This is a genomic window from Candidatus Schmidhempelia bombi str. Bimp, from assembly GCF_000471645.3.
Lineage (GTDB): Bacteria > Pseudomonadota > Gammaproteobacteria > Enterobacterales > Orbaceae > Utexia > Utexia bombi.
This window is the reverse complement of the sequence record NZ_AWGA01000017.1, coordinates 1-23300: the sequence shown is the minus strand read 5'-3', so window position 1 is coordinate 23300 and position 23300 is coordinate 1. Positions and strand designations below refer to the sequence as shown.

Here is a 23300-nt window from a genome sequence, read left to right as displayed (position 1 = left end):
TGACCGCAGGCAACCAACAAGGCATACCAATAACCGGTTGGGTCAATCTAAAACAAGCCCATATCAAACAGATTAGCCCATGGCACTGGCATGGATTTAACACCATAGAAGAAAAAGCAACACTAGGCGAATTATCCGATAAAATCAGCAAAAATAAAGTCACCACCTTAGATTTAGCCGATTACACCCCAGCAATGCGGGAATTACATCACATCTTAACCGGAACACTACGTTATTCAATGCAGCGCAAAAAAACAACCCAACCGTCTTTTACTGATGGCGATTTAAAAGAAGGGTTACGCACAAGCTGGACAGCGCAGCAAATAGGCCATTTACTTATAAACTATGAAAGTGAATGGTACGCCGATGAAGAATTAAGTAAATGGAATGAGATAGATAACCTATATGAACAAGAAAAACAGCAAAAAAAAGAAATCATCGAACAAGAGTTAAACAAACTCGGCCTAACCTTACCTTATCAACGTGACTTTGCCTTAAAAAAATTAAACGAAGCCCACGAACATATCAAAACCAACTGGCAACTTGAAAAAGAGAAACGCATAAAACCATCTTTATGGTGGAAAGAAGTGGCAGAAGCACAAACAGCAAACTCTAACCAACCCCCTGTTAATGCTAACACGCAGATACTTTCTAATCTATCAATGGATGGAAAAGCGTGGTTTATACATCCTGTGGCAGTGCTAGATTATTTTAATACTAAACCAGCAGATATAGTCACTTATCATATTTACCATGATGGGCGAATTGAAAAGCATATACCACAAGAAATACTTGAAGATTATGAGCAAAAATATCGATATGTTTATCATGACAAGGGTAAACAAAAACATGAATTGGGTATTTTTACAGTACATGTTACCAAAGCAATGGCAAGAGGAAATAAACCACAAAATTACGATGTCGAGCTTATAGATATTAGAGAATTTGAGCAAGGATATAGTTCACCTGATGGTATTGTTAAAGCAAAATTTAAAACATTAAACAGCGAATCAAACAGATGGTTTATAAATCCAGATTGTTTTGCTGGTCTACTTGGTGCAATGTTAGAATTAAATGTAGATTATTTAGGATTTAGAGGTTTTAGCACTCATGACGCTAAATCTATTCAAAGTAAATCGCATATAAATGGCATTGCAGGTGATTTAAGGTATATATCAACTAAAAGAAATGGTGAGGTAACCTGGTTATCTTATTCAACTTTTGATTTTGAAGAACAAACAAAATTTAATGTGGCTTTATATAAATTTGGTTGGGGTAGAACTACTTTAATGTACTCTGAATATTTTACTTATAAAAAACAGGCTAACACATTGCTTAAACACACCAAACATATGAAAAAAAAGGGACCAGGTGGATATGATCATTACCATCACTTACATATATGTGGCTTTGATTTTAATCGTATTATTAATAAAAAAGAGAATAGCTAATTGCCGCTTTTAAAGTTTCTGACATAGGCATTTTTTGATTTGTGTAAGTTAAAAGTAGAATACATAAAGATTTCGAATTTTATGTATTTAAAAAATCTTTACTCGGATATCATATTGTAAAAAATTTATTGGTTATATATCAAAATAAGCAAAAAACAGGGAAATTAAATAATGAAATCTTTTAATAGTTTTATAGTTACCTTCTTATTATTGTTCTCCAATATAAATGCTGTATTTTCTGCAAATGTAATCAATGATTTACATCATTATCAAAAAATAGACTTACCTTATTCTTCAAAAGGATTAGAAAAATATTATTATTGGAGTGATTTCGGTATAAAACTATCACCTAATATGCCTTTCCCATTAAGATTTTCTAATAAAGAATTTTCATTTAAACCTAAATTATTTAAATATTTAACTAAAAGCGCATTTTATTTCCCACATGTTTATTTTCATTATAATGATATTTTATATAAAGGAATTATTTATATGGCAATTGGTGAGAATGATGCTAATGTTTTTACTTTTCAGTTAAATAGTTTTGATGCTAAAAATAATCTGATTGATGCCATAGTACTTTATAAAATACAAAATGGTGAAATATCTTACTGGAATGATTTTTTTATAAAAACAAATGGAAAAATCTTAATAAAACAACATCAACAACAAAATCTTTTTGAAGATGATGAAGCTCCTAACGATAAAATTCAAACTACAGAAATCGAATACCAAATCGATCACTCGGGTATTTTTAATAAGATTAAATAATAAGATTAGCTATAAAGGATTAAGTGATGAAGATTTCATTATATTTTGTGTTGATTTTACCAATATTTAGTTTTTATGCTCATAGCCAGCAATTTGACGTCACTGATAGCTATAAAGGTATATCTATTATTGAATCGATCGATATGGAACAATTAAAACAAGACTGCCAAGCAATGGTTGATTGGCAGTTTAGTAACACTGAACGAGAAGAAAATAAAGCGTATTGCCCAATAAATCAAATTGATCCTTATTTTAGTGATTTATATGAAGCGGTTAATAAAGATGTTGTTATATACGATAAAAGTGAACTAAAATTTGTTATTAATAAACAATACTTTAATAAAACCTTTAATGATAATAATTATCCAGTTAAGGGGCTAAATTTATCCTTGGTTTATCAAGGAACCATTAAAGATACAATTACACTAGCAAATATTTCTTATGATGTTGTCGGTTATTATTGGTTAAGTAATCAATATTATTATATTAATCCTAATGGAAATATTTATACACTATTAGTAAAAGATTTTGGTCGTTCTATTCAGCCAATATTTTGGAAAAATTACCAAATTGATAAAGAAAATTTACGATTCAGGCTTAAAGCGTTATTCGTTAATGAAGATCGTTATCAATATCGTATTATTTATCCTGATCAATTTGATATATTGACACAATCTCAATCCCCGATTTTTGAAACTGAGAAACTTAAATCTTGTTATCAAGATGAGTATAATACAACTTGTAATGTAGAATCTTACAACTATTATCATGATCTTTTAGTTAAAAAGTTAACATTACTTCAAAAAAATGAAAGTGAGCAAAAAAATGCTATCAAGGTAATAGATAAACAAATTAATGAAGCTTGTTTAGTCTTATCATCACCCATTTACTATAATGAAGTGGACACATTTACCCATAAGATTACACGTTGTTTAACAGAACAAATAAAACAACAAATAGAAAAAATAGTAACAAATAAAAAGGTGCAAGATTAAGGATAAGGTTTATGACAAACATTATTGGATAGTGTCGAAAGATGTTTTATATCTACAAGGAAACGATAGGCTGCTTACCTCACAAATCTAATATTGGAATGAGTTTCCATTATCATTAAACAATTTATCAGCAGCTAACAAATATAATACCGTCGATACCCACAAAAAGTATTACTTAACAATGAAAGTTATTTTATTTATTGTTGGTAAAGATCATTTTGTTGCTTACAGGCAACAGGCAACCAACAGATGGGCAATTAACCTATAAGCAATGACAAAAAAGCATTAGTCAGTCACCATATAGCGCAAAAAATAGTTGTAATTTAGAACAACTTAGACCATAAATTATGGACTAATACATCTTATTATGAGAAAAATCCTGAACATTTGGGAAATTATATCTATGCCAATAGAATGGAAAATGGTGATGAATCATCCGGCGATGGTTATAGAGGGAAAGGTATGATCCAATTAACAGGTAAAGATGCCTATAATCATTTTACAAATGTTCATAACAAAAATAATTCCGATGATGTTCAAGATTTCGTTGCTAATCCAGATTTATTAGTAAGCTCCGAACAATATAGAATTGAATCAGCATTTGTGTTTTGGTTTACTAAAACAGGCAAGCCAAATCGCAATGTAAAACAATTCGTTAAATTAAAAGATCTTGCTAAATCAGGGACAGTACAAGAAGTAACTCGGCTCGTTAATGGTGGTCAGAATGGATATGATGATAGGAAACAAAGATTTAATCGACTTGCTAGATTACTAGGTTTAGATGAGGAGTAAAGATATGTTAAAGAAAATAAGTATATTATGGATTGCTTTTGGGTTAATTTTTTCATCGTTAGCCTTTAGTGAAGAAGGCTCATCTATTATACATGGACCATTTAATATATCTTGGTGTAAAAATGGTAAGTTTTATTTTGAAGAAACTACTAATTTAGATTATCCAATAAATTTTGTATTAGAGTGTGATAATATCACAAAAGTTATCGATAAGTACTTTATTGATGGTGCGAATATTGTTAATTTTCCAAATAGAAAGGTTGATATGACGATTGAGTCAGTTTTTTTTCAAACAGTGCAATCAAAAAGGAATCTATTTGTTATCGTTAAAAGAACAACTACACATAGAGCAGAAAGAATAAATACAAATAATTATGATATATATGTTTACGAATATAACTTACAAAAAATCATCTCATTAAACAGTAAGCTAATGCAAGATGCAAATTTAAGTGGCTCAGAAGGAGAAGTTGGCGGAAGTGAAGTTTATTTCAAATATAAAACTGCAGCAGAAGTAAAAAAATATATTAATAAAACTTACAATAAAAAATAGCAACAAATAAAAGTTGATTTGAAGTCATATTTGGGTACGAATTACACCGCATTATAACGGATTTAACTCCTGATAAACACGTTTATGATCCCATTGATACTCTAATTTTCTGATTCGATTAAAGTATTTAGGAAAGCCTCAGCTTAACTGTCTGTCAGTGATAAGCATTCAGCACTGAAATAATCACCGAATGCTCCAGTAACTTAGGTTGATAATAATAAGCACAACGGCTTAAACCAACAATGACATAACTCATGGCAATAGTAACAGAATAATTGTATTGGCGTTGCTATGCCTATTTTTGGTACTAAAATGGGAGCACATGTCCGTTCAGAGTTAGTCTAATAAACTTTGCTTTGAAACTAGGGCAATGTTATTGCCCTAAATATGGATAAATAATTAATCATTTTTTAGTTGATAAGCTGCTTTTAAAGTAGCTAATAGTAAATCCCAATATCTTTTAACACTATTAATATTTACTTTTTCATCAGGAGAATGCGGTGATACAATCGTAGGACCAATAGAGACCATCTCTACGTCTGGATATGGCTTTTTGAATAGACCACACTCAAGACCTGCATGAATCACCATTACTTTGGCTTTAGCTGAAAAAAGTTCCTGATATTTGCCTTTTACTAAAGCTAATAATTTGGAATGCGGATCAGGTTGCCATCCTGGATAAGTACCACTTATTGCATATTCTAAATTAACTAATTGACTATGTGAAATTAATTGCGACACAACCGCATCTTTAGCACTATCAAGTAATGATCGAATTAAATAATTAGCGACTACTTTATTATTTTTAATATTAACTACACCTAAATTTAGTGAAGTTTCAACCACATTGCCGTTTTGTTCACTCATGCGAACGACCCCATTAGGCGCCGTATTTAACCAATCAATAATTTTTTGTTGGTAATCGAAAGCTATCACTCTTTTTACTTGCTCAGGTAAACATTTTTTATGAGTAAAAACCAGCGTAGGTTCAGCTATGGCATATTCATTTTTAATAGTGCTTTCGTAATTAGCCATTAATGTTTGTAATTTGTTATAATCAGCATCATTTAAAGTAATGGTTGCAAAAGCTTCACGCGGTATGGCATTTCTTAGTGATCCCCCCGTAAAATCGGATAATCGATAGTCAATATCAACGCCTAAATCAGTCAAAAAACGTGTCAATAATTTGATTGCATTACCGCGCCCTAAATGAATATCACAACCAGAATGTCCACCTTTTAAACCTTTTAAAGCTAATTCTACATAAATATTATGATGCGTTGGAATGGTTGCATAAGTGATAGTTAAATGTTGTTGAAATTCTACGCCACCTGCACAACCAGTAAAAATTTCGCCTTCATCTTCTGAGTCAGTATTAATTAAATATTTACTTTTTAACCAATCGGGTTGTAATCCAAATGCACCAAACATCCCCGTCTCTTCAGCAACCGTTAATAGTACCTCCAATGGTCCATGTTCAACGGTAGGATCAATTAAAACTGCGAGCGCTGATGCAAGTCCAATACCATTATCTGCGCCAAGTGTTGTACCTTTCGCTTTAACCCACTCATTGTCAACATAAGCTTGAATTGGATCAACGAGAAAATCATGCTCTGTTTCGGCATTTTTTTGTGGAACCATATCTAAATGGGCTTGTAACGCAATAGATGGATAATGCTCCATTCCTTTTGTTGCAGCTTTGGTTAACAAAATATTTCCCGTTTTATCTAGCTCTGCTTTGATATTATGTTGTGCAGCTAAATCTAGAACATATTTGGTTATCATCTGTTCATGATGGGAAGGGTGGGGAATTAAACAAATGTCTGAGAATATCTTCCAAAGTGTTTTTGGAGTTAGGGATGATAACATACAAAAGGCCTCAATCAGTAAAAATTAAATATAACAATAAATTATATAGATAATAACTAGTTTTTATTGCTTAGTCACGCTATAATAAAGTGCAATTTTACATCCATATTACACTTTGCTCGATAAAGTGTGAAAGCTAAAATTGTAGGTTATTATGTTAAAGAATAAAAAATATACTGTAACATGGGATATGTTACAAATTAATGCTCGTGTCCTTGCTGCTCGTTTAATGCCAACCACGCAATGGAAAGGAATTATTGCGGTGAGTCGTGGCGGTTTAGTCCCTGCGGCTCTCCTTGCCCGCGAATTGGGTATTCGTTATGTCGATACGGTATGTATTTCAAGTTATGATCATGATCATCAGCGAGAACAAAAAATCCTTAAACAGGCACCTGGTGATGGTGAAGGATTTATTGTTATTGATGATTTAGTCGATACAGGTAATACAGCTAAAACTATCCGAGAAATGTATCCAAAAGCACGTTTTGTTACTATTTTTGCTAAACCAGATGGTCGCCCTCTTGTCGATGATTATGTTGAAGATATTGCTCAAGATGTTTGGATCGAACAACCATGGGATATGGGTGTTGCTTTCATTAAACCAATTTGTGAAAGTGAATAACGTGGATCGCCAGCATTAATGACTGTTGCTAATTTATCTGAACAGCTGTTTAAACCACAGGTTGATTATCCAGAGACGTCATCATTAATCCAACGTGTTGATTATAATTATATTAATTATCGACACACGTTGGATGGTGAAAATGATCGCCATTGGTATCGCGTGTTAAATCGATTATTATGGCATTGGCGAGGACTTTCTCTGATTGAGATTGAGGCGGTTTTGGCGAGAATTGCTGTTTCAGATAAGAAAAAAAGCAATCCCCAATGGTTTGATACGATTAAAGGTTATCAATCAGGGAATTGGATTTATGAATTTCTCTCACAAGCGAATGAGTGGCAACAGCAGGCAAATTTGCTGAATCAGCAATCTTCAGAACAAGCTGTTAGAACAAGGCGACATAAGTATCATCTAACCGCGAGTCAATATGCTAGCTTGAGCAGCTATCCCCATTATAGAGATGATAAACTAGCGTTGCAGGCTCAATCACTTGCTTATCGGTATTATCAGCAAGCACTGGATGACTCTCCATACGATTATAAAATCTTATCTTTCAACGTCGCTCAACAGCGTATTGAAGGAATATTACATTTACCCTACAAGGGGCAGGATTCAGCTTGTCCTATTGTATTATTATGCGGTGGATTATCGCATTTACAATTTGATTTTTATCCTTATTTTAGTCAACATCTGGCTCCTTATGGTATTGGATTATTAACAGTTGATACGCCAGGTATCGGTCAAAGCGCTAGAATTAAATTAACGCAAGATAGCAGTATCGTTCATCAAGCAGTATTAGAACAATTACCTACCGTGCCATGGATTGATCATAAACGGGTCATATTAGCAGGTTTTCGATTTGGGACTCAGATAGCTACTCGTTTAAGCTATTTAGCACCGGATCGGATTAAAGGTTTACTATGCTTTGCTCCTATTCTTCATCAACTTTATGTGGATACAAAATTACAGGCTTATCTGCCGATTATGTTTAGAGACCTGTTAGCAGACAGATTAGGATTAACGTCCAGTTCAAATCAATATTTAGCCGCAGAACTCTGCTATTATTCGTTAAAATATCAAGGTTTAATTAACAAACCTTGTTCGGTTCCCATGATGAGCATTTTATTTGATCAGGATCTATTATGTTCAGAAAGCGATGCCCAATTACTTCACTCAACACAGCGACATCAGCGTTTAAAGGTAGCCTCGATGTCTCTACAGAAAAACTTAGATAAAGCATTTATCCAATCGAGTCGCTGGATAGCTTCTCTAATAGGAAAAACCGCTTAAATAGTTAGATTTTATATTGGATTCCAAGTTAGTATTTAAATCAATTTAATAGATGATACTGTAATATAACCCCATATTTTTTATCGCTTTATCGTTAAACTCTGTTTTAACGATGGTGACTATATCTCTTTCTTAAGCTTATTTGTTGAAGATCGAATTATCAAGTAGATAGAGATGGTAAATAAAACAGCGATGAAACGATTAATCGTTATTTCACTAACCAAGTTAAAAAATTATTAAAAATCGCGAATCAATCATTGCTATTTAGTAACAATTAATTCGCTAATATGTGTAATATGTTGTCGATCATCGCTTCAATCGCGTAATAAAAGTAACGCGATTGACATTTAGATAAAATCAGGATTAAGCATTAAAAATTACGCATAAGTAATGCATAATCTAATGAAATGTCTTCAGCAATTGGAATATAGACAATATGCCCATCCCCGAGACCTGCCGCGACCGCTTGTCCTTTTTTATTTTGCATTGTTTCTATTGTAAACGTATAGTTACCTTGTGGCGTCATCATTTCAACGCTATCACCTACTGAAAATTTATTTTTTACAATCACTTCAGCAAGCCCGTTCATTCGTTCCCCCGTAAATTCACCGACAAACTGCTGACGTTCAGAGACAGAGTGACTGTACTCATAATTTTGCATTTCTTCATGGCGATGACGACGTAAGAAGCCTTCGGTATAACCGCGATGCGCTAAAGCATCTAATTCAACTAATAAATTAGGATCAAAAGGTTTACCTTCTGCGGCAGCATCAATCGCTTTGCGATAAACTTGAGCTGTACGTGCACAGTAATAATAGGACTTAGTACGCCCTTCAATTTTTAATGAGTGTACGCCGATGTTGGTTAAATCCTCCACTAGTTCTACTGCGCGTAAATCTTTAGAATTCATAATATAGGTGCCATGTTCATCCTCAAATGCTTGCATATATTCACCAGGACGACCTGATTCTTCAAGCATATAGACATTATCAGTAGTGGCACCGATACCTAAAGTAGGTTCAATTTGGGTGACAGGAATAGGTTCGTGTTTATGGACAATTTGCCCCACTTCATCTTGTTTCCCTTCTGATACACTATATTGCCAACGACAGGCATTGGTACATGTTCCTTGGTTGGAGTCACGTTTATTGATATAACCAGATAACAAACAACGACCAGAGTAAGCCATACATAGCGCACCATGAACAAAAATTTCTAATTCCATTTCTGGGACTTGTTCACGAATTTCGGTGATTTCTTCTAGCGATAATTCCCGCGATAAAACTACGCGTGTTAATCCCATTTGCTGCCAAAATTTTACTGTTGCCCAGTTAACAGCATTAGATTGGACTGAAAGATGAATTTCCATATTAGGAAAATGTTCTCTCACTAACATAATTAGTCCAGGATCAGACATAATTAAGGCATCGGGTTGCATCTCAATAATCGGTTTTAGATCACGGATAAATGTTTTTAATTTAGAGTTGTGTGGTGCAATATTAACAACAACGTAAAATTTCTTCCCTTGTGCATGGGCCTCATTGATCCCAATCGCCAAGTTTTCATGATTAAATTCATTGTTACGGACACGTAAGCTGTAACGAGGTTGACCAGCGTAAACGGCATCAGCACCATAAGCAAATGCATACCGCATATTTTTCAGTGAGCCAGCTGGTGATAATAGTTCAGGTTTTGATAAAGTGTTATGAGTCATAGTGCCTCTGATATCAAGTCAGTATTATGTATATAACATAATAAATTAAGCAGTAAAAATAGGGAGAGATTGTACGCTTTGTTAAACTTAACTGCAATGGGGTGCAGTGAATAAAGTTATTGAAAAATATAGCATTATTTATTCTATAAGTTGTCCCCATCATTGGTTATCAAAAAACAAGAGGGAAATAGTTATCTACTAATAATTATCAATAAATTGGCGATAGGTACTCGCCAATTTTTTTTATTAGGCAGATAGAAATTACCTATCAAGATAATCAAATATATCTATCATAATATGCATCTTATTTATAATACTCGGTTAAAGCATTTTTATCTGTTACGGTAGACTTATAAGCTTGCAAGGCATTTATCATCTCTGATTGGGTCTTTAGGGTTCGAATTTGTTGTAATAAATACATGGCATCTGGGTAGGTAGCCTTTAAATAGGTTAGCCACTGTTTAATTCTTGCTGAATGGTAAAATGGCTTACTTTTAGCGAGCTCATGGTCTAATTGTGATTGTGCATAGGTCAATAATAGATCGACAGTATTGTTCCACGATAGTGGTGGATGGTTGTAACGGATCATATTGGCTAAATTAGGTATGGCTAGGATACCTCGACCTAGCATAATAGCTTGGCAATGACTTTGTGCTATACACTGTTTGGCGGCTAATACTGAAAAAATTTCCCCATTGGCAATCACTGGTATAGTTAAATTTTGCTTAATTAATCCAATGGTTTGCCAATCGATTTTATCGGCATTATAGCCATCTTCTTTCGTTCTTCCATGTACCGTAATTTCATCTGCGCCTCCTTGCGCTACAGCATCGGCAATTTCTATACATTGAGATTTGTCTTGCCAACCTAGGCGTATCTTAACCGATACGGGTTTATCAGCTGGTACCGCACTACGAACTTGTTTGGTAATTTGATAAATTAATTCAGGATCTTTAAGTAAATAAGCGCCACCTTCACTACCAACAACTGTTTTTGCCGGGCAGCCAGCATTAATGTCAATGCCGTATGAACCAAGTGCAATGGCGGTTGAGGCATTTTCAGCCATTAATTGGGGATGCTGACCAAGTAATTGTACGCGTACAGGTGTTCCCGAAGCGGTTTTCCCTTGATAATAAAGCTCGGGACAAAGGCGATAAAATGTTTTATGAGGTAAACGTTGTTGTGTAACTCGAACAAACTCGGTGACACAATATTCAACCTCATTGATGCTGGTTAAAAGTTGACGTACAACGCCATCTAAGACACCCTCCATAGGTGCTAATAGGATACGTTTGATTGGTAAATTATGATTCATGGGCACAAATAGAACAGTTAATATTTTTATGAAATTGTAGATGCTGATATTCCATTGTCATCGCATCAATGGTTAATACGCGTCCAATAAGCGGTTTACCTAAATGAGTCAGTACTTTAATCGCTTCCATAGCTTGCATTGTTCCTACGATCCCGACTAAAGGTGACATTACCCCTGATTCGGCACACGTCAATTGTGATTGACCGAAAAGTTGACTTAAACAGAGATAACAAGGCTGGTGAGGTTGATAAGTAAATGTCGTTAATAATCCTTCCATTCTAATAGCGGCCCCAGAAACCAAGGGGACTTTATATTGATAACAGATACGATTTAGTTGTTGGCGACAATCTAAATTATCGCTACAATCGATGATAACATCATGTAATTTTACTTGTTTGATCAATGCGGTATCATCTAATTTTGATGTTATGGTCGTTACATCGACAAAGGCATTTTGGCTTTTTAATACTTTCGCAGCAACGTTAACTTTAAACTGTCCAATATCCTGATCAACATATAGAACTTGTCGAGATAAATTAGATACACTGATTTTATCAAAATCAACTAAGGTCAGTTTTCCGATACCACTGGCAACCAAATATTGTGCAGCACTACAACCTAAACCGCCCATACCAACAATTAAGACTCTGGCTGCTTTTAATTTTTGCTGGCCATCTATATCAAATCCTTTAATACTAATTTGGCGATCATAACGTAAATACTCATAATTATTTAACAGCGTCATAGTCTTTTCATATCTCGTAAAAACGGGATATATTTTAGCATGGAAATATGTTTGGTGGCGTATTTTATTCGATTGAAGAGAATGGGTGAATTTTAATGTTGTTTATCGATACGTTTGTTACATTATTCGTTAATGCTTATTATTCTTAACGAGAATCATACGTATATTAACCAATGGTGCTATCATTTTAAAATTAAAGCAGTATATAATAAGAATGATTCGAAAATTGAAAAATTAATAGGATCACATCACAATAAACAAACCTTCACTAGGTTAATTCATATTAACATTTTTAGAACAAAAAAGGCTTATTACAATAAAGAGTAGGGCGAAAATGACATTACGGAATTTAATGATTATAGGATTGAGTGTATTACTAACATTATCTGGTTGCACTAAAAACGCATATACTGATGAAAATCAGGTAGCTAAAACAGGGACTGGGGCAGTGATTGGCAGTATCGTTGGTGCAGGTGTTGGCGCATTGTCATCCTCCAAAAGTGATCGTAAAAAAGGTATGCTTATTGGTGCTGTTTCTGGAGCGACGATTGGAGGCGGTATTGGATTATACATGGATAATCAAGAAGCAAAACTCCGTGAAAAATTGCGTGGTACAGGCGTTAGCGTAACTCGTAATGGTAATGATATCATTTTAAATATGCCAAATAACATTACTTTTGATACTAATAGCGCCGTGCTTAAAGCGAGAGGAACTGAAACGTTAATGAGCATTGCTTTAGTTGTCAAAGAATTTGATAAAACAAGGATTAATATTACTGGTCATACCGACTCTACTGGCTCAGTAACAACTAATGAGCGCTTATCTTTAGCGCGAGCAGATAGTGTTGCCAGTCTGCTAGTTTCTCACAATATTGCTACAACACGAATGTACATTCGCAATGCTGCCGCAACTCAGCCTATTGCCTCAAATAGTACCGCTGAGGGTCGAGCTGCTAATCGACGTGTAGAGATAACCCTTTCCCCATTATGATAGTATCATTGCATTAAATAGGATAGCTGTTAGGATAGTTTAAGGACGCAATATTCTTGGATTAAGGTATTTTGTTCTTTTCTATCTATTTAACCGGATATAAGTTGGTTTAGATGAAAACAGTATTGATAAGCTATTTTAACAAATTGACTAATAAACTTGAGAATAGATAGAATAGAATACTATTCCTTCATAAAGATAACGATAAGAAAATCAATAAATGAGTTAAATTATAACAATTATTGAGGAGGCGCTGATAAAACGATGCCGCAAAATACTAACTATAAATCAACGAATTTAACGACTATCATCACCACTGATTTGGCTGGTATTACACGTGGATGTACTTTTCCCGCTAACATGGTTGATAGTTATACAAAAAATGGATGTAATTGGCTATCTTTACATAGTCTATTAACACCTCAAGATCGCATTGTTAAAAACAATTCAAAAGATTTTTGTCAGAATTTATTATTAATGCCGGATGTGCGCAGTACAGTTAAGTTAACACATATGCCTGATTCAGAGGCGGCAATATTTGAATTTGTTCATGGTAATATTGTTAATTATGAAGGTGACCCTTGGTCATGCTGTACAAGAACAGTATTAAATAATGAGATCAATCACTATCATACACAGCTAGGATTACAAATTTTTGGTGATTTTGATCATGAGTTTAATGTTGCTCATGGTGATTTTACATTAGCCCATCAGGTTAGTGCTTTTTCATTACACGCAAATCGTCATTTAGGTAATTTTTCTGAGTGGGTAATTAATGCACTTAATCAAACGGGTATTTTCCCTGAAGTTTTTTTACCTAAATTAGGCAAGCAACGCTATGGTATTACTTGTCGTGCAGCCAATAATTTGGATATTGTTGATAAGGCAGTTAATACTCGTGAAATAATTCGAGAAGTCGCACGACAATATGGATTAACTATTTCTTTTTCACCTAAAATTACGTTAGATAGTATAAGTAATCTTATTCATCTTCGTATTAGTTTACAAGATATGTCCTCTCAACCTATTTTGTATGATTCAAAATCAAAATATGGTTTAAGTGAGATTGGGCAACATTGGGTGGCGGGTATTATCCATTATTTACCGGCTTTATGCGCATTAACAAAACCTTCACCGATCTCTTACTTAGAGATGAAAGAAAATAATAAGTTTGCATTTTTTGGTCATCAAAACCCTGAATCGGTATTGCGAGTTAATCCAGTCAATCGTTTTAGTAGTATGGTGGCTAATTTATTTAATCTTGAATTTAATCTGATAGACGCGACCGCTAATTTATATTTAGCCATGACAGGAATTCTTATCGCAGGCCGGTTGGGGATTGAAAAAAAATTGCCACTCACTGCTTGTTTAGATGTTGATCCATTGACCTTGCCTCTACAAGAGTTGAATAATTTAGCTATCCGCCGTTTACCTACCTCATTACATGAAGCATTGGAAATGTTAAGAGCAGAGACGGAATTTACCTCACAGTTACCAGAGGCATTATTAAATGCTTATTATGAAATTAAACAGCATGAAATAGCATTAACTAAAGATTTAACAATGGATCAACTTTGCGAACAATATCGCACCTTATATTAACATTTGAACCAAATACTATTACTATTGAATATAAAAAGGCTACTTTAATTACATAATGATATGATAGCTAATGACTATACTTAATTATGTTGAATCGCATCAGCCATTTTATCTAAAGCTATCCGTAACATTTTAGGCATAGTATCAAGATCGATTGAATCCATCAGATTCTTAACATAAAGACCTAATTCCGTATCGCCTTCAATAATTAAACGTCTTTGAAAAAACAGTGTATCCGGATCTTGCCGACGGGTAGCAATTAAAATCAAATCGTTAGTTTCAGCACTGAAACCGACATCGGCAATCTCATCTTGACTTACACATAATTGGCCATTAATTAAACTGACAAACCAAGTTAATTGCAAATCTCTTACGTCAATTTTCAACCAACGCCCATCAAGAAAATCGAGTTCGCCATCGTCTAATGCCTGTTGGAATTGTCGATGCAAGAGCTGTTCGATTACTTGCTTTTTGAATGAAAATGGCACATATTTTAGCGGTATACCAACCCACTTAGGTCCGTTTTCAATCATAAGAGATTGCAATTTTCTATACATATTTACGTTTGTCCTGTATTAATTATCTTCGGCCAACATTGCCTCATATAAAACGAGATCGTAATTTAGACGTTCGAATGTTTCATCACTGATCTCTTTTTTAGCCTTCATTTGATAAAGAGCTGAACGTTCCGCTCCAATGGCAACTAAACGTAAGCGACGTTCCAGATTCTCTGCTTCAAGTGATTTCTCTTCTTGATTTTTAAGTCCAGTGCGACGACGTAACGATCCAATAACACGTGAACTCACCTCTTTAACAATTTCACTATCGAGTTTTTGCGCGGTATTCGCTTGTAAGTTTTCTTGCATTTTTTCTAATGAAGCTATCGCTTCTTCTGCCATAAGACCTTTGGCATACATTGCTTCACGGTCATTTTCATTGTTATCAAGAATCACTTTACCGCTTAATAACACAGGTAAAACGAAAGCAGCACAGATAAGAGAGAATAAAATTACGCCCGTTGCGATAAATATTAATTCATAACGACCCTCAATCATTACGGGAATAGATAATACACCTGCTAAGGTAATAGCTCCACGGACTCCTGCAAAGGTCGACACAGCTAAATCACGAGTAGAATAATTAGCAAAAATGAGTGGACGTTTTAGGCGAGCATTTGATAACCGTCTCATTAACCATAGCCATAAGAATCGTGTCCCCATAAGCGCCATATAAACGAATACTACGATAACGACCATTTCCCACATTTCAATGGAAGCATCACGTTGGTTTTCAAGGTAAGTGTTTTTAATGATACTTGGCAATTGGATACCTAATAAAGTAAAAACAAATCCATTAAAAACAAAGGTTAACATAGACCAAGTGCTATCAGACTGTAGGCGAATATTTAATGGCGCATTACGCATAATACCTGATTGATTTACCGTCATACCTGCACTGACAGCGGCCAAAATACCAGAGAATCCCACATGCTCTGCAATCAAATAAACCGCAAATGGTAATAAGAATAGAAGGACGATCTGTATTGCGGGTTCTTGCGCGGTTAAATTATTTATTTTTCTTAAAACTTTAGTGTAAATAAAGGTAACTAAGAAACCTGTCGCTAAACCGCCGAGTGCAACAAAGAAGAAGCTAAGCGAAATATTGAATAAGTTAAATTCCATCTGGCCGATTGCAATTAAAATGGCAAATTTTAAACATACCAGACCAGAAGCATCATTCATAAGTGCTTCGCCTTCAATAATTTCCATTTTATTTTTTTCAATATTACCTTTACCCACAATACCGGATAAGGCAACCGCATCGGTAGGAGAAAGGACCGCAGCCAAAGCTAATGCAGCGGCTAATGAGACATTTGGTAATATCCAATAAAGCAGATATCCAAGTACTACCACCGTAATAATAACTAAAACTAACGCGAGCCCCACAATCTCACGTCCATAATGCACAAATTCTTTAACATTAGTATTACGACCATCCGCAAAAAGTAACGGCGGGATAAATAATACTAAAAATAGTTCAGGATCAAACTCTACATAGAAATTGAATGCAGCTAAAATACATCCAAGCGCAATTTGCATTAAAGGTAAAGGTACCTGAAAAGGTAAAAGTTTTACTACAACCCCTGATAGGGAAACCAGTAAAATCAAAATCAAAATGTTCGAGAATAGTTCCATGTTTTATCTCAATTTTAAATTAGTTATAGTTTGTTAAATTATAGCGGATTTTTATTTGTTTTGCAGTCAAAAATTATAAATAAAATTTGGATGTTTTAAAATATAAAAACGGTAGTTTTTCACCATCTACCAATGGTGCTGTATAGATTAACAAATAATGGGCAAAGTAGTCGTTAATCAAATTTTAAATGATGTATTAATTGGCTTGTATTATGCCCATTAGATACCTCAAAAATATTCAATTAATTAGATTATCAAAGTAGGCGTACTTAAATAAGTTAGAAGATTAAAATCAATTTATCATTATTTAAGTACAGCGATAGTCAATTTTTAGCCATCAATATCGGATTTTCGCTAATGAACGTTTGTAAAAATTGGCTATCTGGCAAGGCGGTTAACGCTCCTTTTTGAGTTGTTGCTAATGCGCCACAAGCGCTGGCAACCGTGACCATTTTTTCTACCATCAACTTATCTTGTGGTAAACCTGATGAAGCAATGGAACTGAGTAAACCAGCAACAAAAGCATCGCCAGCACCAGTAGTATCGACACTATTAACTTTATAACTATCAAAATGATAAATATGATCGTGACAAATAATCGTGCAACCATCCGCGCCGTTAGTCACTATTTTTAGTGACGCAGGATAAGTTGCTGCTAACTGTTTTAATGCATCATGCCAATCATGATTCTCAGTTAACCAGAACAATTCTTCAGCCGAAAGTTTCAATATATCGGCATCTTGGCAAAAGGTATTAATTTGCTGACGCATTTGTTGATGATCCGCCCACATCTGTTCTCGTAAATTAATATCAAAACTAATTAATCCATTATGCTGTTTTAATTTCTGTAGCGCTTGTGATAACGTATTTCGACAGGTTTCGGCGACTAAAGCTAATGAACAAAAGTGTAAAATATCTTGATTAAACGTAGGAATAGCGGCTGTTGATAAAAATTGATCGGCAGATGGGGTAACTAAAAAGGTAAAACTCCGTTCTCCACTTTCTGTAAGATCAACAACTACAGTGCTGGTTTTTTGTTTTTGATCTTTTTCTAAATATTGACAATCTACGCCATATTCAAGGAAAGTTTTTTCCATAAAATGCCCAAAAGGATCATTACCAACCCGTCCGATAAAACCAGAAATATTTCCTAGTTTAGCAACACCAATCGCAACATTAGCTGGTGCGCCGCCTGCGCAAGCTCGATAATTCATATTCCCAATCGGGATTAGATCCACAACGGCATCGCCTAATGCCCATATTTTTGTCTTCTGCATAGTTATTACCACGATTAAATCCATATTATTGGCAATCTTATTGATAAGATTCCGTCTATTTATTTCTTAATATCGAAAATTATTGTCATCAATCAGCACTAGATAACTATAGATATAAATAGTTATTTAGACGTGAATGACTCACTTTTCATTGAAGACGAGTTCAATTTTTCATATTATGCATTAAAAAGAGATGTTTTATCTAAAGTTTTGTGAGTATTGTCACAAAATTTTAATCGAAAATTTAAACAACGTTAACGTTAACAATTAAATTCTTATATTATATTGATAAAATAAATCTACCTTTTTAAGAGGTTTGCCATGTCCATATTACTTGATAAAGCAAATCAAACAATACAACAAACAGTATCTGTCGTAAATAAACAATATTATCCCTATTTTCACTTGGCACCGCCGGTTGGTTGGATGAATGATCCGAACGGACTTATCTATTTCAATGGACAATATCATGCCTTTTACCAATATCATCCTTATGATGCTAATTGGGGACCAATGCACTGGGGACATGCGGTGAGTGATGATCTTGTCTATTGGCGACATCTTCCGGTTGCTTTAGCGCCAGATCAAGATTTTGATAGTGGAGGCTGTTTTTCTGGTTCTGCTGTAATTGATAATGGCGAACTCTGTTTAATTTATACTGGACATGTTTATGTCGATCAACAGCATCATCCCGAATTAATTAGAGAAACGCAATGTTTAGCAACCAGTAAAGATGGTATTCATTTTGAGAAGCATGGCACCATATTGTCTCCAGAAGAGGGAATTATGCATTTTCGTGATCCAAAAGTTTGGAAACTTAATGGGCAGTGGTGGATGGTGGTTGGACGTCGCAATTTACAAGATGTAGGGCAAATTGTTATTTATCGTTCTTCTGACTTACGTTCATGGCACTTTGAACAGGTGTTAATTGAACACATTGACGAAAATGTTTATATGCTAGAATGCCCAGATTTTTTCCCGTTAGGTGATAAATGGATACTAATGTGTTCACCACAAGGGTTTAAACCACAACAATATCAGTACCGTAATTTATTTCAATCAGGTTATATTGTCGGTACTTGGCAACCAGGGCAGCCTTTTAAGGTAGAAAAAGGTTTTACTGAATTAGATTATGGCCATGATTTTTATGCGCCACAAACGTTTATCTCCGCGGATGGACGTCGCCTTATGTTTGGTTGGATGGATATGTGGCAATCAAAAATGCCAAGCCAAAAAGATCATTGGTCAGGCTGTTTCACTTTACCTAGAGAATTAGTATTAGATAATCATAACCAACTTCTTAATCGTCCAGTTAAAGAACTCACTGTTTTAAGACAAACTGCGACTAAATTACAAGATTTACAGATAGTTGATGAAGGTAAACATAGTGATTTGGACTGTACACGATGTGAAATAGATATCACATTTGATATGACAGTCAGTAATGCTGAGCGTTTTGGACTACAGCTAGCAGCCACTAAAGAGGGAAAACAAGCAACGTTGCTTTATGTTGATATGCAGTCGGAACGTATTGTGCTTGATCGTAGCCTATCTGGGCAGCAAGTGACTGGCTACCGTAGTGTTCCATTACCAAAAACTAACTTATTACATATGCGTATTTATGTCGATGCATCATCAATTGAGGTGTTTGTTGAGCAGGGGCTTTATAGCCTAAGTTCACGTATTTATCCACTATTACCAGCTGAGCGACAACTCAATTTCTTTGCTGAAAATGGAGCAATGAAAATAAGTCAATTCACCCATTGGCAATTAAATTCTATTTATAAAGGATAAGCGATTAAACTATATAAAAACAGGTGACACGATTAAAGTGATTGCCTGTTTAAAAATGGGCAAGCAACATATACTGTATCAGTTTGCGGACGATTTTCAATAATGTGTAATGCCGCTTGTTGTCCAATCTCATAATGAGCAAGTTGTACCGTTGTTAATGGCGGATAAAACAGATCGCCTATACCCACCATATTATCATAACCCAGTACGCCTACATCATTAGGAATATGCAAACCGATACTTAATAAATATTGATAAACTAAGAGCGCAATGCGATCATTGCCACAAATTACGACATCGAAATCGGGTTTATCATGTATATGTTGCTGTATAATAGGCAATACTTGTCGGTATTCTTGCTCAGTATGTGGCACAATTTGGGGTAAGTGGTAGCTAAATAATTGTGATAAATCGTTACCCATATCCCGCCACGTCTGTTCTAGCGCTTGACGCCTTCTTTTCCCTGCTAGGGTGTTATCTGATAAATATAGACAAAGTGGTCTTTGATAACCTTTCTCAATAACATATTGCATTGCTTGATATTGACCTTGATAATCATCTGGAATATAACAAGGTAATGTATTAGATTCAGTAATGCAATTAGCTAAAACAATAGGTTTATGTAACAACTTTGCAGGTATATTTACTTGCCGCATCCCCATCGCCGTATAGATAATGCCGTCTGGCCGATAGGATAACAACGTATCGATAGCGCGATCAGCTTGATTATCATCAAATAAATTAACGATAAAAGTATTCCATTGATATTGACTGGCCGTTTTTTCAATGGCCTGTAATAATTCCACAGAATATGGCGTCATAGCAGTTTCTAAAGCAAGCACCCCAATTGACCGTGGTCCACTCCCGTCGCCACGAATTTTTCGAGCGGATAAGTTAGGCACATAATTTAATTGTTCAATCGCTTGCATCACTCGTTGATAAGTCTGTTTATTTAATTTATCAGGCGTATTGATTGCACGCGATACGGTCATCAGAGATACTGAGGCCAGTTTAGCGACATCTTTTAACGAGGTCATTGGCGAGAGACTCCTTTATTATAATAATATCAGCTAAATCAAATAGCATATTAGCATATCTAAATAATACGATAAATCGCTGATATTAATAAAGTAAGTAGTTACGGCATTTTATCTGTGATTCAAGTTCAACTTTCAAACATTGCACCTATTCGATTAATCTAAATAGCGTCATAATTGTTAACATTAACATGTTAACGTTAAAATAGGGTGCAATATGAAAACGTATAAAAATGCAAATTACTGGTTCTTATCAAGTTATCTTTTCACATTTTTTGTTGCCTGGTCATTGTGGTGGTCTTTTTATGCAATTTGGTTAAAAAGTAAATTGAATTTATCTGGTCAAGATATAGGTTTTATTTATGCTGCTAACTCTGCTGCTGCTATGATGTTCATGATTATTTATGGCATATTGCAAGATAAACTGCAAACTAGTAAAGTCGTCCTTACGTTTCAAAGTATTATCATGATCTTTATCGGTCCCTTTATGATCTATATTTATGAGCCGTTACTACAAAAACACTTTATTTTAGCTGTGATTATTGGTGCTCCTGTCTTAAGTGCAGGTTTTATTTCTGGGTGTCCTTTAATTGAAAGTTTTGTTGAACGAATGAGTCGCCTATGTCATTTTGAGTATGGCGCTAGCCGTTTTTGGGGATCATTAGGTTATGCTGCCGCAACATTTGTCGCTGGAATTGTTTTTAGTATTAATCCTCATATTAATTTTTGGTTATCAAGTATAATGGGTATGATTTTTTTACTAGTTAATTGGCTTTTTAAACCCAAAGTTATAGTTTCGGTACCAGCAGATAACACAGCAAAGGCAGTGCCTGCTGCTATACCTACATTTCAAGAGATTTTTTCATTATATAAACTATCTAAATTCTGGCTATTTGTGTTATTTATTGTTGGTACTTTTAGTTTTTATACCATCTATGATCAACAACTGTTTCCTAATTTTTATACAGGATTTTTTAGTAATACTGAAGTTGGTTATCGAGTGTATGGTTACCTAAACTCTTTTCAAGTTTTTCTGGAATCCAGTTGTATGATTATTGCCCCATATTTTATCTATAAAATAGGGGCTAAAAGAATTTTATTAATTGCTGCTTGTATTATGATAACCCGCATAGGTTTATCAGCAACAATGGATAACATCTATGTTATTTCATTATTAAAATTACTTCATGCAATTGAAATTCCGCTATTTGTATTAGCAATGTTTAAATATATTGTTGCTAATTTTGATCCACGTTTGTCGGCAACACTATATTTAGTTGGCTTTAACATTTCTTCAAATATAGGTGTAATTGTATTATCAACTCCAGTTGGAAAATTATTTGACAAAACCAGCTACTCGACTACATTTTATGTCTTAGCTGCTATTATTCTAACAGTAACGGCTATTTCAGCCTTTACGTTAAGTCCTAAACGAGATATTCAACCAGTCATGACTTATTAATTTTAGTTTTTAATTGATGTTACTAACTTGTAATTTATAAAAACCATAAATTACAAGTTATAGATAAAATAAATACTTATTTAAGCTGCTCAATTAACCACTGTTTTAGTTCAATTAATGATTCACTTATAGACGCATAATCATCTATGAGTTGTGTTAATATCGTAGTTATTGCATTGGCATTATAAGGGCACCCAATTAAACGTTTTGCTAATATCTCTAGTGGAGCAGGTTGTAAACTGTCTGTAAAAATTTTACATTGAGTAATATGCCCTTGTTCAATATCAAAATAAATATCAACCCCACCCCAGCTGAAACGTTGATCAAGATGATGAGTAAATATCGGTGCATGGCCAAAATTCCATTGCCAACTGCATTGATGATTAAAAATATCGGTAAATTCAGGGATAGACGGTGGATTACTTTCTGAGATGAATTCGGGCTCGACATATTCACCATAATACCGAAAAAATGCATCAATAATCGCTTGACAAACCTTGTCATGACTAATATCGCTACAGTATTGTTTAAGATTGGTAACTCGACTTTTCACAGAGGTAATGCCTTTTGCCTGTAGTTTTTTTGGATCAGGATTTAAATAATCGGCAAGTTTATTTAAATTGGCATCTAACAGTAGTGTTCCATGATGAAAACCGCGGTCGAGCGTCTCTTTATACGCTGAACCGGAAATCTTTTTTTCTCCCTCATTCGTTGTTAGTACCAGATCATTACGACCAGAAGCGGTAACAAACAAATTAAGCGAGGCTAACGCATCAATAATAATTTGAGTTGAAATCGCTTTATTATAGTCGGGCTTAGCCGCCA

General features: G+C 34.5%; 20 protein-coding genes. 11 read left to right on the top strand and 9 right to left on the bottom strand.

What is annotated here, in order from left to right:
* From O970_RS09805 to O970_RS01975, 5 genes are all read left to right on the top strand, one after another.
* On the top strand, positions 1 to 1451 hold a 1451-nt coding region (locus O970_RS09805), incomplete at its 5' end, for a hypothetical protein (RefSeq protein WP_036562308.1).
* 171 nt (positions 1452 to 1622) lie between these two features.
* Complete coding sequence (locus O970_RS01990) at positions 1623 to 2222, top strand: hypothetical protein (protein ID WP_024495514.1); 600 nt, start codon at positions 1623 to 1625, stop codon at positions 2220 to 2222.
* A 26-nt stretch (positions 2223 to 2248) separates the two neighbouring features.
* Positions 2249 to 3217: a hypothetical protein gene (locus O970_RS01985; RefSeq protein ID WP_024495513.1), complete on the top strand. Its 969-nt coding sequence runs from the start codon at positions 2249 to 2251 to the stop codon at positions 3215 to 3217.
* A 414-nt stretch (positions 3218 to 3631) separates the two neighbouring features.
* Positions 3632 to 4009, top strand: coding sequence for a hypothetical protein (locus O970_RS01980; protein ID WP_051318576.1), 378 nt, complete (start codon positions 3632 to 3634; stop codon positions 4007 to 4009).
* A gap of 4 nt (positions 4010 to 4013) precedes the next feature.
* Entirely contained in the window at positions 4014 to 4562 is a 549-nt protein-coding gene (locus tag O970_RS01975; RefSeq protein ID WP_024495511.1) for a hypothetical protein, read from the top strand.
* A 399-nt stretch (positions 4563 to 4961) separates the two neighbouring features.
* Here the strand turns inward: O970_RS01975 and O970_RS01970 are convergent, their stop codons facing one another.
* A complete protein-coding gene (locus O970_RS01970; RefSeq protein WP_024495510.1) occupies positions 4962 to 6431 on the bottom strand; it encodes an aminoacyl-histidine dipeptidase in 1470 nt (489 codons plus the stop codon).
* A gap of 154 nt (positions 6432 to 6585) precedes the next feature.
* Between O970_RS01970 and gpt the strand changes: the two genes are divergently transcribed.
* Complete coding sequence (gene gpt, locus O970_RS01965) at positions 6586 to 7053, top strand: xanthine phosphoribosyltransferase (RefSeq protein ID WP_024495509.1); 468 nt, start codon at positions 6586 to 6588, stop codon at positions 7051 to 7053.
* 18 nt (positions 7054 to 7071) lie between these two features.
* A complete protein-coding gene (locus tag O970_RS01960) occupies positions 7072 to 8343 on the top strand; it encodes an alpha/beta hydrolase (protein ID WP_024495508.1) in 1272 nt (423 codons plus the stop codon).
* A 370-nt stretch (positions 8344 to 8713) separates the two neighbouring features.
* Here the strand turns inward: O970_RS01960 and trhP are convergent, their stop codons facing one another.
* The 3 genes from trhP to O970_RS01945 form a co-directional block, all read right to left on the bottom strand.
* A complete protein-coding gene (gene trhP / locus O970_RS01955) occupies positions 8714 to 10057 on the bottom strand; it encodes a prephenate-dependent tRNA uridine(34) hydroxylase TrhP (protein WP_024495507.1) in 1344 nt (447 codons plus the stop codon).
* A 304-nt stretch (positions 10058 to 10361) separates the two neighbouring features.
* On the bottom strand, positions 10362 to 11372 hold the full coding sequence (dusC, locus tag O970_RS01950; protein WP_051318575.1) for a tRNA dihydrouridine(16) synthase DusC: 1011 nt from the start codon (positions 11370 to 11372) through the stop codon (positions 10362 to 10364).
* Positions 11362 to 12117, bottom strand: coding sequence for a molybdopterin-synthase adenylyltransferase MoeB (locus O970_RS01945; RefSeq protein WP_024495505.1), 756 nt, complete (start codon positions 12115 to 12117; stop codon positions 11362 to 11364). Before O970_RS01945 ends, dusC begins: the two co-directional genes overlap by 11 nt.
* 334 nt (positions 12118 to 12451) lie before the next feature.
* On the opposite strand from O970_RS01945, the gene O970_RS01940 reads away from it, so the two are divergent.
* Together O970_RS01940 and O970_RS01935 are read left to right on the top strand one after the other, a co-directional pair.
* Complete coding sequence (locus O970_RS01940; protein ID WP_024495504.1) at positions 12452 to 13108, top strand: YiaD family glycine zipper/OmpA-like lipoprotein; 657 nt, start codon at positions 12452 to 12454, stop codon at positions 13106 to 13108.
* Between the two features lie 264 nt (positions 13109 to 13372).
* Positions 13373 to 14710: a type I glutamate--ammonia ligase gene (locus O970_RS01935; protein ID WP_024495503.1), complete on the top strand. Its 1338-nt coding sequence runs from the start codon at positions 13373 to 13375 to the stop codon at positions 14708 to 14710.
* An 80-nt stretch (positions 14711 to 14790) separates the two neighbouring features.
* On the opposite strand, the gene ubiT is transcribed toward O970_RS01935, so the two are convergent.
* The 3 genes from ubiT to O970_RS01920 form a co-directional block, all read right to left on the bottom strand.
* Complete coding sequence (gene ubiT, locus O970_RS01930) at positions 14791 to 15267, bottom strand: ubiquinone anaerobic biosynthesis accessory factor UbiT (RefSeq protein WP_024495502.1); 477 nt, start codon at positions 15265 to 15267, stop codon at positions 14791 to 14793.
* An 18-nt stretch (positions 15268 to 15285) separates the two neighbouring features.
* Positions 15286 to 16905: a Na+/H+ antiporter gene (locus O970_RS01925; protein WP_024495501.1), complete on the bottom strand. Its 1620-nt coding sequence runs from the start codon at positions 16903 to 16905 to the stop codon at positions 15286 to 15288.
* A 323-nt stretch (positions 16906 to 17228) separates the two neighbouring features.
* Positions 17229 to 18182, bottom strand: a complete 954-nt coding sequence (locus O970_RS01920; protein WP_036562310.1) for an aminoimidazole riboside kinase — start codon at positions 18180 to 18182, stop codon at positions 17229 to 17231.
* 321 nt (positions 18183 to 18503) lie between these two features.
* Between O970_RS01920 and O970_RS01915 the strand changes: the two genes are divergently transcribed.
* Entirely contained in the window at positions 18504 to 19976 is a 1473-nt protein-coding gene (locus tag O970_RS01915; RefSeq protein ID WP_024495499.1) for a glycoside hydrolase family 32 protein, read from the top strand.
* Between the two features lie 32 nt (positions 19977 to 20008).
* Here O970_RS01915 and O970_RS01910 read toward each other — a convergent pair whose 3' ends face one another.
* On the bottom strand, positions 20009 to 21013 hold the full coding sequence (locus O970_RS01910; protein ID WP_024495498.1) for a LacI family DNA-binding transcriptional regulator: 1005 nt from the start codon (positions 21011 to 21013) through the stop codon (positions 20009 to 20011).
* A 217-nt stretch (positions 21014 to 21230) separates the two neighbouring features.
* On the opposite strand from O970_RS01910, the gene O970_RS01905 reads away from it, so the two are divergent.
* On the top strand, positions 21231 to 22475 hold the full coding sequence (locus O970_RS01905) for an oligosaccharide MFS transporter (protein WP_024495497.1): 1245 nt from the start codon (positions 21231 to 21233) through the stop codon (positions 22473 to 22475).
* 76 nt (positions 22476 to 22551) lie between these two features.
* Here the strand turns inward: O970_RS01905 and O970_RS01900 are convergent.
* On the bottom strand, positions 22552 to 23300 hold a 749-nt coding region (locus O970_RS01900; RefSeq protein ID WP_024495496.1), incomplete at its 5' end, for a lipoyl protein ligase domain-containing protein.